Source organism: Chryseobacterium arachidis (genome assembly GCF_900129245.1).
GTDB classification, from domain to species: Bacteria; Bacteroidota; Bacteroidia; order Flavobacteriales; family Weeksellaceae; genus Chryseobacterium; species Chryseobacterium arachidis.
In genome coordinates this window covers 413,063-425,879 of sequence record NZ_FQUT01000003.1, presented here as the reverse complement: position 1 = coordinate 425,879, position 12,817 = coordinate 413,063, and the positions used below count along the sequence as shown (strand labels likewise).

The window sequence follows — 12,817 nt, the reverse complement described above, 5'->3', positions numbered from 1 at the left end:
TTTGTATGATAAAGTTTTGTAGTTTAATAAATAATGTTTACTTTTGCAGTCCAAAATGAGATGTAATATATGTTAATAATTCCAGTAAAAGACGGAGAGTCTATCGACAGAGCATTAAAGAAATATAAAAGAAAATTTGATAAAACGGGTACAGTTCGTCAGTTAAGAGCTAGACAACAGTTTATCAAGCCTTCAGTAACTTTAAGACAAGCTAGATTGAAAGCTGCTCACAAGCAAAGAAATCTTAGCAAAGAAGAACAGGCTTAAGAAATTTTCTTAAACACATACTAAATTCACTCTTTAAATAGTTATATTTGAAGAGTGAATTTTTGTTTTTATACCTAAATAGTATTTAGAACCATAATTTGCTACCATAATACAAAATGCTTCGGTCTTTGTTGATAAAAAAGCTTAGTGACTTTTTGGTAAAGACCGTCACAAGTAAAGCAATATTCAAAAAAATAACATGCTAAATAAATTTTTAGAATATTTAGAACTCGAAAAGAGGTATTCTCCTCACACCATTACAAGTTACAGAAAAGATCTTGAAGATTTTTCTCATTTCTATCTTAAAACTGAATCTTCAGAAGATATTTCCAAGGCAGACAAAAAAATCATCCGGAATTTTATCGTTGAACTGAGTGAAAATGATATTTCAAAACGAAGTATCAATCGCAAATTATCATCTCTTCGCAGCTTTTATCTCTTCCTTTTAAAAATCGGCGAAATTAAAGTTTCACCTACAGAAAATATTTCTTCATTAAAATTTTATCCGGAAAAGCAGATCCCGATGTCTGAAGAAGAAATGCAAAAGCTTAATGATGAGGTTTTTGCTCAGGTTCACGATGTGTTGGAGAAATGCATTATGGAAGTCCTTTACCAGACGGGAATTCGTAAAGCTGAGCTTTGTGGTATGACTTTTGAGAATGTAAACTTAAGCGGAAACCAACTCAAGATTATTGGGAAAGGTAACAAAGAAAGATATATTCCCATATCCGAAAATCTGGTACAGCTGCTTAAAAGTTATACAGAAATAAGAAAGCCACAAAAAGAATATGAAATCTATTTTTTTGTCAATAAGAAGGGGAAAAAACTGACTGAAAAATTTGTTTATGTGGTAGTTAATAAGTACCTTAGTCTTATAACAACAAAAGAAAAAAGAAGTCCTCACATCCTTCGGCATAGCTTTGCTACACACGTTTTGGATAATGGGGCAGAGATCTCAAAAGTAAAAAAAATATTAGGACATTCCAGTCTTGCCAGTACTCAAGTCTATACGAATGCCAATATCGAACAATTGAAAAAAGTGTTTAATCAGGCTCATCCAAGAGCATCTAAAAAAGAAGAATTATGAAGATCACAGTACAATCAATTGGTTTAACTCCACACGAACCACTAGAATCCCACATTGAAAAAAAAGTGAGCAAATTGGATACTTTCTATGACAAGATCCAAGAGTGTAAAATATTTTTAAAAGTAGAAAATAACTCGGATAAAGCTAACAAAACTGCCGAGCTAATTCTGGCGGTTCCGGGAGATGATATCGTAGTAAAGAAGACGACTACAAGTTTTGAAGAAAGTTTAGACCTATGCGTTGATACTGCTAAAAAGCTACTAATCAAGAAAAAAGAAATGGCGTAGAAAAAAAAGATAAAAAAAGTCATTAAAAAATTTGAGAATTCAAAAAAACCGTTCTATATTTGCACTCGCAAAAAGGGAACAGCGTTCTTTTGAATTCTTTTTTTTAAATGCTTCCATAGCTCAGTTGGCCAGAGCACGTGATTTGTAATCTCGGGGTCGTGGGTTCGAATCCCTCTGGAAGCTCATTTTAAGATAAAAAACCTGGGGAGATTCCAGAGTGGCTAAATGGGACTGACTGTAACTCAGTTGCTTCGGCTTCGTAGGTTCGAATCCTGCTCTCCCCACAGTTTTTTTATTAAAAAAAGACTTGCAGGTTTCAAGAATTCTTCTTAGATTTGCAAACCGTTACCAATGATTTTGGAAACAAAATTGCGGAAGTAGCTCAGTTGGTAGAGCGTCAGCCTTCCAAGCTGAATGTCGCGAGTTCGACCCTCGTCTTCCGCTCAATAAAATACTCAGTAGAGTATTTTTTTAACTACTGAAAAGCTCAGAGTAGAATTTTCTCAAAAGCTTTCAGCCTATAATATTAAAACGCTTCCATAGCTCAGTTGGCCAGAGCACGTGATTTGTAATCTCGGGGTCGTGGGTTCGAATCCCTCTGGAAGCTCATTAATATAAAATATCTGGGGAGATTCCAGAGTGGCTAAATGGGACTGACTGTAACTCAGTTGCTTCGGCTTCGTAGGTTCGAATCCTGCTCTCCCCACGTTTTATATTAGAAAAAAAAACTTGCAGGATTCAAGAAATTTTCTTAGTTTTGCAAAGCGTTTACCAATAATTTTGGAAACAAAATTGCGGAAGTAGCTCAGTTGGTAGAGCGTCAGCCTTCCAAGCTGAATGTCGCGAGTTCGACCCTCGTCTTCCGCTCAACAAAAATCACTCTATATTTAGTGTGATTTTTTTGTTTCAGGCCGACTTAGCTCAGCGGTAGAGTGCTTCCTTGGTAAGGAAGAGGTCACGGGTTCAAGTCCCGTAGTTGGCTCTCGTTTTAATCCCGATTTCTTCGGGATATTTTTTTGCTCAAACTTTTTTGTCTGAATTTTATTTGAACTATTAATATTTTTAGGATTGATCCGAAAAACTGACAGCCTGAGCTTTGAAAAAATATCCATTTTTAATAAAAATCTTCAACCTTAAAATTCAATTAAAACTGTTTCTCGGGTATTTCAAATCCTTTACCATCATAAAAAATTTCGTTACATTCGTATAAAATAATTTTCGATGAACATTCTTTTATTGGAAGATGATTTAATTCTTTCTGCAGAACTTTGTAAGTTTTTGGAGTCAAATAATTTTACGTGTGACAAAATATACGATGGGGAAACTTTTCTTCGTCAGATCAAGAACAATACTTACGATTTGTATCTGCTGGACATCAATGTTCCGAAAATTAATGGGCTTGACGTTTGTCAGACGATTCGCTCTTTCGATAAAAATACACCGATTATTATTATCTCTGCTTACGGCGATCTTTCGGATAAGAAGGATGCTTTCACAAGATTGGCGGATGATTATCTGGTGAAACCGTTTCAGTTTGAAGAATTGCTGCTGCGGATGAATTCTTTGTTGAGGAGAAAAGCACCTTCTGAAGCAACAGATCAGGAAATTATCAGGATTGATGATCTCATTGTTAATAAAACCGAGCAAAAAGTCTACCGTGGCGGAAATGAAATCAGCTTAACCTTAAAAGAATTCCAATTATTGGTTTATCTGGCGGAAGCGCAGGGAAGAACTGTTTCGAAGCAGCAGATTACAGAACATGTATGGGAGCATAATTTCAATACCAATACAAATACCGTAGAGGTTTATATCAATTTTTTAAGAAAGAAAATAGATAAAGATTTTAAAGTGAAACTTATTCATACCCGTTCAGGATTTGGATATTATTTAAGCCCGTTATAGATGTCTTTAAAAAGGAAGATAGCCCTCAATCTCAGTATTGCCTTTTCATTGCTTTTTGGTATTGTGATGGCAGTAATTTATATGTCTTTTAATGATTTCCGAAGAGAAGAATTTAAGGAAAGATTCAGGCAGAGATTAGAATTTACTTCACATTTTATTGCCAAGTCAAAAGATTTTGAAGAGGAAGCTCCTGTATTTTTTAATGAAAATTCGGATAATATTCTTTTAAATGAAACTATTTTAATTTTTAACGGTCAAAAAGAATTAATCTACAGCACCATCAAAGACAGAAATGTAACCTGGGATAATGGCTTGTTGAAAGAGCTTGATGTAAAGAAAGTTATTTATTCCGAAAAGACGGTTCCCGAAATCTATGCGGCACTGAAAACGATCAACGGAGAAAACTATTATATTCTGACAAGTGCTTTCGATACCAACGGAAATTCCAAGCTTTCTTACCTGAAATACCTTTTGATAACAGCCTATGTGATGAGTACGCTTCTTATCGGTTTTTTCAGTTATTATTTTATGGGACAGTTCCTGCGTCCTTTGGAAGATCTGAATAAGGAAATTTCGGAGGTTACGGCTCATAAATTAACAACACAGATTCCTGTAAGAGATTCTAATGATGAGATTGATGTTTTGGCTAAATCTTTCAACACGATGATTGCAAGGCTGGACGATGTTTTTCAGTCGCAGAAGGATTTTACGGCAAGCGCTTCTCATGAAATAAGGACACCGATTACCAGAATGGCTTTTCAGCTGGAAAATTTAATTAAACTTGAACAGCATTCTCCCGAAACTCTGTCTTCATTAAAACAAATACAGAGAGATGTGTATCAATTGTCTGATTTAACGAACTCCTTGTTGCTTTTAACGAAATTTGATAAAGAAAATATTCAGAGTATTTACGAAGAAGTAAGAATTGATGAAGTCATTTTTGAATCTTTTGAAGCAGTAGAAAAAAGTTATCCGAAACTGAAAATGGATTTCCTGATTTCTGAAGATACTTCCGAAGACGCTTTGCTGACGATAAAAGGGATCCAGTCACTGCTGGATATTGTTTTCATTAATTTGTTTAAGAATGCAGCCGTATATTCTGATGATACCGAAGTGAATGTTTTAATTACCGAAACCGATGAGAATCTTATTGTTGATATCATTTCTCACGGGAACACGATACCACAGGAGGAGCGAACAAAATTATTTGAGGCGTTTATGAGAGGGAATAATTCCCAGAATATTTCCGGTTCCGGTCTTGGGTTAAGGATTGTTAAAAGGATTCTTGAATATCATGGCGCCGAAATCCGATATACTTCTCCGGCAGATTTGCTAAATAAATTCAGTGTGACTTTTAATAAGTAATATCAAGAGTCTGTTAAATTTTATTAAAATGCTTTTATTGTATTGATTTCAACGGCTGCTAAGTTTGTTGAAACCTTATACCTTTTTAGACCCAATTTATACAGACTGTAAAACTCTACTAATGTTCTAAAATTTATTTTCTTCAGATAATTTCGGGCTCCATAGGAGCATCCTGTTAATAGAATGAAATGTGAGTTAAGATGAGTTCCGTAGGAACGAGCTGATAATTATTAGTTCACAGGGTCGCTATCAATAAAACTGATATCATCATCTGTGAAAATTGTGCAATCTGTGGGAAAAGAAATAAGCCCAATATTTTAACTTTTTAATCTCTCTCCAAGTTTATATTTAAACCATTAATTTTTCATCAACATTTCATTAAATCAGCATTTTATCCGCTATTTCTGACCAAATTTAATTTTTTTTTAAGGATTCTTTAAGAGCATTTTAATCACAGAAGGGCATTTTTGTCTCATGAAAATTGAGAAAATAAACAAAATTGCAGGGCTGTTTGTTGTCTTTTCCTCTCTGATGACAGCACAACAGCAGATGTCACTTTTGGATTGTGAAGAAGCTTTTCAAAAGAACAATCTCCAGCTGCTTGCCGAACAGTACAATATTAATATGGCTGATGCAGATATTTTGCAGGCTAAAATCTGGGAGCTTCCGCAGATGAGCGGATACATCAATGCGTACAATCCCGAAGGCAGAAAAGCTTTTGATGTAGGGCAGGCAAAAGGTGCCGAAATTAGTCAGCTCATCTACATGGGTGGAAAAAAGAAAAACGAAATTGCTTTTGCAAAATCTAACAAGGAGCTGGCTCAGCTTCAGTTTTCTCAACTTCTTGTTGATCTGAAATCTCAGCTGCGTACGGCTTATTTCAATCTTTACTACGAAAAATTAAAGCTGGACAATACCAAAAAGCAATTGGATTATATGAATGATCTTTTGGCGGCATATAAAATACAGTCTGCCAAAGGAAATGTTTCGTTGAAGGATGAAGTAAGGCTTCAGAGTATCGTCATCCAGTTGAATAATGATAAGCTTGGAATCAATAAAAATATTCTTGAATTCGAACAAAACCTGAAAGTCCTTACAGGTATTACAGAAGATATCGAACCACAGCTTTCCGAATCTGAGGCAAAAGATATTTTAGCGTTGCAACCTTTTGGCGATGCTGGCGAATTACAGAAAAAAGCATTGGAAAATAACGCTGATTATTTATATAATTTAAAATTGATTGATAACAGCAAGCTGTATGCACAATGGCAAAAATCTTTGAACGTTCCCGATCTTAATGTAGGAGCACAATGGGATCAGAACAGCGGAACTTTTAAAAATGAAATTAATCTGACCGTCGGAATTCCTCTGCCGTTATGGAAATCGAATAAAGGAAACGTTGAAAAAGCCAAGTACGCCATTCAGCAAAATCAAAAAAGTGCAGATTTCCAGAAATTAAATCTTGAAACAAAAGTTCAGTCGGCTTATAAAATCTGGAAAACTCAGTATGACCAGCTTCAGGAAATCAAAACCACAGATCTTGATAATATGGAACTGGTATACAACGGAATGCTGAAAAACTTTAGAAAAGGAAATATCAGCCTTATTGAATTTGCCGATTTTATGGACAGTTACAGAGAAACGGCACTTCAGATCTATGATATGAAAAACGAGATCATGGAATCCGCAGAACAATTGAATCAACTCATACAAACGAAAATCTTCTATTAAACAATGAAAAAGTATATAATCCCGGTAATGATAGCTTTGTCCGTTTTGTCTTGTTCCAAAAAAGAGGAGGAAGCAAAACCACAGGCAAAAAAAGGTTTTGAACTGAGCAATACGATGCTGCAGTCTATTTCTTTGGCGAAAGTTGAGAAAAAATATATAGAAGACGATTACAATTTCTACGGAAAAATTTCGGCAGATAAAAACAGTTATATTGATGTTTATCCGCTGGTCGGAGGAAATGTTTTAAGTGTAAATGTGGAGTTGGGAGATTATGTGAAGAAGGGGCAGGTTTTGGCAACCATAAGAAGTACGGAGCTGGCAGAAGTTCAGAAAGATGTAAGCGATGCAAGAACAGATTTAGTCGTTGCTCAAAATAATCTGCGTGTTGCAAAAGAAATGTATGAAGGAAAACTGAATACCGAAAGAGATGTCCTGGAAGCCAAAAGCCAGTTGCAGAAAGCACAAGACCAAATGCAGAGAGCCGGCGCGGTGAGTACCGTTTATAATGTGAAAAAAGGAAATATTTACAGTGTTGTGGCACCAATCAGCGGATACATCGTTCAGAAAAATATTAATAAAGACATGCAGCTGAGAAGCGACAGAAGCGAAAATATTTTCGATGTTGCCAATACAACCAATGTCTGGGCTATTATGAACGTGAATGAGTCTGACATTGACAAAATCAGTCTGGGAATGAAAGCTCAGGTTTCCACATTGTCTTATCCGGACAAGGTTTTTGATGGTAAAATCGATAAAATCTTTAAAATTATCGACCCAGAAACCAACGCCATGCAGGCAAGAGTTGTTTTGGATAATGCCAACGGATTATTAATTCCTGAAAGTAAGGCAACGATAAAAGTGACGAGTTCAGAGAATACGATGGCATTAACGCTTCCGTCGAAAGCCGTCATTTTTGATGACAACAGAAGTTTTGTGGTGATCTACAAATCCAGAACCGATATCAAAGTGAAAGAAATAAAAGTCTTAAAGCAGGTAGGAGAAACAACTTACGTTTCCGAAGGGCTATCAGAAGGAGAAGAGGTGATCACCAACAACCAATTGTTGATTTACCGCTCTTTGAATAGTTAAAATTATTTTTTCTAAATAATTTCTTAGCGCGCTTTGTTAAGTGAAACGCCTTTGCGAACTTAAAAACATATAGTTTGTCAAAAAAACTTTGCGCCCTTTGTGTTAAAAAACTGAAGAATAAAAAGTTTCTTTCAACGACTTTTTTAAGTCATCAAAAAATCTACAATGAATAAATTCATAAAAAATATAATTGCTTTTTCATTAAAAAATAAAGCATTTACCTTTATTTGGGTAGCTATTTTGGCGGTTGCAGGATTTATAAGTTTCAAAAATATGCCTATTGAAGCTTTTCCCGACGTTACCAATACCCAGATTGTTATCATTACCCAATGGAATGGGCGAAGCGCAGAAGAAGTAGAACGTTTTGTCACAACGCCCATCGAATTGGCAATGAGCCCGGTTCAGAAGAAAACCAGTGTAAGAAGTACCACGATGTTTGGGCTCTCTATCGTGAAAATTCTTTTTGATGATGGGGTGGATGATATGTTTGCCAGAAATCAGGTTAATAACCAATTAAGAACGGTCAGCCTTCCTGATGAGGTAGACCCAGAAGTTCAGCCACCCTACGGACCAACTGGAGAAATTTTCCGATATACCCTGGAAAGCAAAACCAAAGATTCCCGTGAGTTATTAACCTTACAAAACTGGGTAATCGACCGTGCTTTAAGAGGAGTCCCCGGAGTTGCAGATATCAACGTTTTCGGAGGACAGGACAAAGTTTTCGAATTAAGCATCGATCCGAGAGCCTTGGATAAATACAATTTGACACCGCTTCAGGTATATGATGCCGTTACGAAAAGCAATTTGAATGTCGGAGGTGATGTTATTGAAAAAAATGGCCAGGCGTATGTGGTAAGAGGAATCGGTTTGGTGAAATCGATCAGCGATATTCAGAATATTACGATTCATAATGATAATGGAAACCCGATTTTAGTAAAAAACGTTGCCGAAGTTCATGAAAGTGAAAGACCTAGAGTGGGGCAGGCAGGATTAAATAATCAGGATGACACCGTTGAAGGAATTGTGGTGATGAGAAAAGGGGAAAATCCTCGTGAAGTTTTGGTCAATGTAAAAGCTAAAATTAAAGAGCTTAACGAAAAGATTCTTCCTAAAGATGTAAAAATGGTCACTTTTTACGACCGTGATAATCTGATGGATTTCACCACAGAAACGGTAATGCATAATTTATTGGAAGGAATCGTTCTGGTAACGGTCATCGTTCTGATTTTCATGGCAGACTGGCGGACTACCTTAATTGTTTCCATCATCATCCCATTATCCTTATTATTTGCATTTTTATGTTTAAAAATGGCAGGAATGAGCGCCAATTTATTGTCGCTCGGAGCGGTTGACTTTGGTATTATAATCGACGGAGCCGTCGTCATGGTAGAAGGACTCTTCGTAATGCTCGATCACAAAGCCCATAAATATGGGGATGAAAAGTTTAATAAAATGGCAAAAGCCGGCTGGATTAAACAGACCGGAACAGGCTTAGGAAAAGCGATCTTCTTTTCAAAATTAATCATCATCACTTCATTAATCCCTATTTTCTCATTCCAGAAAGTAGAAGGGAAAATGTTTTCACCATTGGCCTTTACATTAGGTTTTGCTCTAATGGGAGCATTGATTTTTACTTTGACATTGGTTCCTGTTCTTTCACACATCCTTTTAAATAAAAATGTTAAAGAAAAGAACAATCCTTTTGTGAATTTCTGGGACAGAATTGTTTTGAAAGGTTTTCATTTTACATTTAAACATAAAAAATTAAGCTTAATAGTATCATTGTCTTTTCTTGCTGTTACATTATTTTCAGGAAAATTCTTAGGAACCGAATTTTTACCTCAATTAAATGAAGGTTCACTGTGGATCACTGCTGAAATGCCGATGAGCTCATCCTTAAAAGAATCATTAAAAACCGCAGATCTTCTAAAGAAAGACATTATGAGTTTTCCCGAAGTGACGGACGTTCTTGCACAAACGGGGAGAAGTAATGACGGAACCGACCCGAACGGATTCGGATTTGTACAGTTTGCCGTAAATCTTCAGCCTAAAGATGAGTGGAAAAGAAAGATAAGTTATGAAGATTTAATTGATGAGATTGATAAAAAACTGAGAAATTATCAGGGAATTACCTTCAATTATTCACAACCGATTTCCGACAATGTTGCGGAAGCTGTAGCAGGTTTCAAAGCAGAAAACGGAATTAAAATATATGGTGATAATCTTCAGACATTGGATAAACTTGCTGATGAGGTCTTAAAACAAATTAAAGACATTCAAGGGGTAAAAGATGCCGGAATCATTAAAAATATCGGGCAGCCCGAAGTGAATGTCGTCTGGGACCGGGATAAAATGGCGGCTTACGGCGTGATGCCTGAAGACGCTCAAACCGTTCTCGAAATGGCGTTTGGAGGAAAAACAGCTTCGGAAATGTTCGAAGGAGAAAGAAAATTCCCGATTCGTCTCCGTTATTCGCAGGAATACAGGAAAAATGAGAGTGATATTGCCTCATTGATGATTCCGACTCAGGATGGATCTCAGATTCCGTTGAAGGAAATCGGGACGATTGTAAAAGATAATGGAGCTGCATTTATTTACCGTGATGATATTAAAAGGTATATCGGGGTTAAATTCTCGATTCGTGACCGAGATTTGGGAGGAACCATTGCTGATGCCCAGAAAGCGGTTGCCAAAATTGATATTCCGGACGGATATTCTATAGGGTGGACCGGCCAGTTTGAAAACCAGCAGCGAGCCTCCAAAAGACTGGCGCAGGTTGTTCCGATCAGTATTTTAGGAATTTTCTTCCTGTTATTCATTCTTTTCGGTAATATGAAAGATTCTCTTTTGGTATTGGCTAATGTTCCTTTTGCTTTAATTGGTGGAATCATTGCACTGCATCTTACCCACATGAATTTCGGGATTTCCGCGGGAGTGGGGATGATCGCACTTCTCGGGATCTGTATTCAGAATGGGGTAATTCTAATCACGGAATTCCATCAGAATGTTAAAAACAGCCTGAATCTGGACGAAGCTATTTTAAATGGGGTAAAATCCAGGACACGTCCGGTAATCATGACGGCTTTGATGGCATCCATTGGGCTAATGCCGGCTGCATTGTCAACAGGTATCGGCTCGGAATCCCAAAAACCTTTAGCAATTGTAATTATTGGAGGCTTGATTACGGCGACAGTTTTAACATTGTTGATTTTCCCGATTATCTTCTGGATCTTCAACAGAACCAAAAAGTCTCAGCAGATTTAATCATTTCTTTCATTGATTATATTAATTAAAAGAGGCGCGGAAAACGAAGTTTTCCGCGCCTCTCACTATTGAAATAATTATTATGAGTTAGTTTAAAAACCTAATCCTACGGCAAAACCTCTCACAGCATTCGGGAAATCTGAAACTGACGTTGCGGCTCCTGTTGACGTATTTATGCTGTAGATTTTAGTTGCCGTACCTACGGTTGCCACCAGATAAGCTTTCTGACTCACGCTTCCGATGTCAAATCCATTTGCATTGGTAATATTAATGCCTAAAGAACCCGTTTCTACCAAAGTTCCGTTGTTCGGCGGATTTTGCTGGTACAGCTTATCTGTATTGTGATCCACAACAAATAAGGTAGTGGAGGTAGCCCCTGCAAAATTATTCGTGTAAGCTGCGGCACTTACCATGGCTCCGGCAGGATTCAAAGCAACATCCGTTGCGGTAATTCCGCCCGTTACTGGATCCAGACGAAGGTTTTGTCCTGTATTGCTTACCACTCTTATTTTATCAACTGTAGGATTAAAATCAAACCCAAAATCTGCTCCTGCCAGCAAAGTACTGAAAGGAGAAGATCCTACTGCGGTTGCAGCTCCTGTTCCTAAATTGATGGTGTATATTCTGCTTGAACTTCCCAAGGCATACAATTGTCCGTTTGCCGGTCTGAAATCAATCCCCAGAATATTTTCACCGCTTTGAAGTCCTGCTATTGATTTTGAAACAGGCATCGGACTGTTCGGATTAAAGATTTGCAGATTGTTGGAGTTATCCACAGCGTACGCCACAGGTTCTGTCGGGATTGCAAGATCAAGAATTTGCTGTTGAAGCATTCCGATATTGGTGGCTTTGCCTGTGTTGAGGTCCAATACATGAAGATTATTATTTAAAGCCAATAAAGCGGTACTGTTATCATATTTAATATCAAACGCGGCTTGTCCTGTAAAAGTGGTTCCTAAGCTTCCGACTTCTACCAAAGTTCCGTTATTCGGTGGATCTTGTTTAAATAATTTCCCTGAAGTAACATCAATATCATAAAGAATGGTGGAAGAGGCTCCTGCTTTACTGTTTGTATAAGCGACTCCGCTGATAGATGCAGTGCTGGCAATATTAATATCCGTACCTGCAACAGCTCCTGTCTCAGGATGTAATCTCAGATTTTGTCCTGTATTGCTTACCAAACGTATTCTGTCAACGGTTGGATTAAAATCTATCGAAGCAATAGTTCCTGAAAGGGCAGGGGAAAATGCTGTGGTACTCACCACTCTTGCTGAAGAATTGGAAGTGTTAATAATATACAGTTTACTTGCATTAGATAAAGCATACAGTTCTCCTGTAGCAGGTCTAAAGTCAATGCTTAATAGTTTTTCTCCGGAAACAATTCCTGAAACGGCTGTTTTGGAACTGAAATTCTTAGGATTTTTCGAATTGAAAGCTACCAGTTCGTTATTAGCTGTAATCCCATATACCATAAGGTCGGGCCCCTGTGCAGTCATATCCGGCGACATCATATCAATCATATCATTAGAATCGTCGCATGAAAATAAAATCGAAATGCTGAACAGCATGGTGCAGATGTGTAATAGTTTTCTCATAATATTATTTTTTTTAATGGTTCGTATTGGTATCTACGACAAAAAGTGAACGGCGGTTTTTCCTAAGAGTAAAAATTTAAAAACTAAATATTCTGCTGATTTTATATTATTAAGAATTAAAGAGATAGTTCATAATTTGTTCAAAAGGTTTGGCAATGATTTTTTCAATTGAGAAAAATGTGTAAATTTGCAGTCTCAATATGTTGAAATATAAGGTTTGTACTTCATTG

At 36.9% G+C, this 12,817-nt stretch carries 9 protein-coding genes and 7 tRNA genes; 15 read left to right on the top strand and 1 reads right to left on the bottom strand.

The features are described from left to right. Window positions 1–69 precede the first annotated feature (69 nt). From rpsU to BUA89_RS08110, 15 genes are all read left to right on the top strand, one after another. The gene (gene rpsU, locus BUA89_RS08180; RefSeq protein ID WP_062697349.1) at window positions 70–267 is read left to right on the top strand and encodes a 30S ribosomal protein S21; all 198 of its coding nucleotides are present in this window, start codon (window positions 70–72) and stop codon (window positions 265–267) included. 199 nt (window positions 268–466) lie between these two features. Beyond that, window positions 467–1,354: a tyrosine-type recombinase/integrase gene (locus tag BUA89_RS08175; protein ID WP_072955522.1), complete on the top strand. Its 888-nt coding sequence runs from the start codon at window positions 467–469 to the stop codon at window positions 1,352–1,354. Then, window positions 1,351–1,641 carry an HPF/RaiA family ribosome-associated protein gene (locus BUA89_RS08170; protein WP_072955519.1) on the top strand — a complete coding sequence of 97 codons (291 nt, stop codon included), beginning with the start codon at window positions 1,351–1,353 and terminating at the stop codon, window positions 1,639–1,641. Before BUA89_RS08175 ends, BUA89_RS08170 begins: the two co-directional genes overlap by 4 nt. A 109-nt stretch (window positions 1,642–1,750) precedes the next feature. Continuing rightward, window positions 1,751–1,824, top strand: a tRNA-Thr gene (locus BUA89_RS08165). Window positions 1,825–1,844: 20 nt separating this feature from the next. Continuing rightward, window positions 1,845–1,925, top strand: a tRNA-Tyr gene (locus BUA89_RS08160). 87 nt (window positions 1,926–2,012) lie between these two features. After that, window positions 2,013–2,085 (top strand) — tRNA-Gly (locus BUA89_RS08155). 89 nt (window positions 2,086–2,174) lie between these two features. Continuing rightward, a tRNA-Thr gene (locus BUA89_RS08150) sits at window positions 2,175–2,248 on the top strand. Between the two features lie 18 nt (window positions 2,249–2,266). Then, window positions 2,267–2,347: transfer RNA gene (locus BUA89_RS08145), tRNA-Tyr, on the top strand. An 88-nt stretch (window positions 2,348–2,435) separates the two neighbouring features. After that, window positions 2,436–2,508: transfer RNA gene (locus BUA89_RS08140), tRNA-Gly, on the top strand. A 43-nt stretch (window positions 2,509–2,551) separates the two neighbouring features. Then, a tRNA-Thr gene (locus BUA89_RS08135) sits at window positions 2,552–2,623 on the top strand. Window positions 2,624–2,862: 239 nt separating this feature from the next. After that, the gene (locus BUA89_RS08130) at window positions 2,863–3,543 is read left to right on the top strand and encodes a response regulator transcription factor (protein WP_072955516.1); all 681 of its coding nucleotides are present in this window, start codon (window positions 2,863–2,865) and stop codon (window positions 3,541–3,543) included. Next, the gene (locus tag BUA89_RS08125) at window positions 3,544–4,908 is read left to right on the top strand and encodes an ATP-binding protein (RefSeq protein ID WP_072955512.1); all 1,365 of its coding nucleotides are present in this window, start codon (window positions 3,544–3,546) and stop codon (window positions 4,906–4,908) included. A gap of 474 nt (window positions 4,909–5,382) precedes the next feature. Continuing rightward, the gene (locus BUA89_RS08120; RefSeq protein WP_228420538.1) at window positions 5,383–6,639 is read left to right on the top strand and encodes a TolC family protein; all 1,257 of its coding nucleotides are present in this window, start codon (window positions 5,383–5,385) and stop codon (window positions 6,637–6,639) included. Between the two features lie 3 nt (window positions 6,640–6,642). Further along, window positions 6,643–7,728 (top strand): efflux RND transporter periplasmic adaptor subunit, encoded by a 1,086-nt coding sequence (locus tag BUA89_RS08115; protein WP_072955509.1) that lies wholly within the window; start codon window positions 6,643–6,645, stop codon window positions 7,726–7,728. Between the two features lie 165 nt (window positions 7,729–7,893). Further along, complete coding sequence (locus BUA89_RS08110; RefSeq protein WP_072955505.1) at window positions 7,894–10,992, top strand: efflux RND transporter permease subunit; 3,099 nt, start codon at window positions 7,894–7,896, stop codon at window positions 10,990–10,992. Window positions 10,993–11,084: 92 nt separating this feature from the next. Here the strand turns inward: BUA89_RS08110 and BUA89_RS08105 are convergent, their stop codons facing one another. Continuing rightward, window positions 11,085–12,587, bottom strand: coding sequence for a DUF4394 domain-containing protein (locus BUA89_RS08105; RefSeq protein ID WP_072955502.1), 1,503 nt, complete (start codon window positions 12,585–12,587; stop codon window positions 11,085–11,087). Window positions 12,588–12,817: the final 230 nt, after the last annotated feature.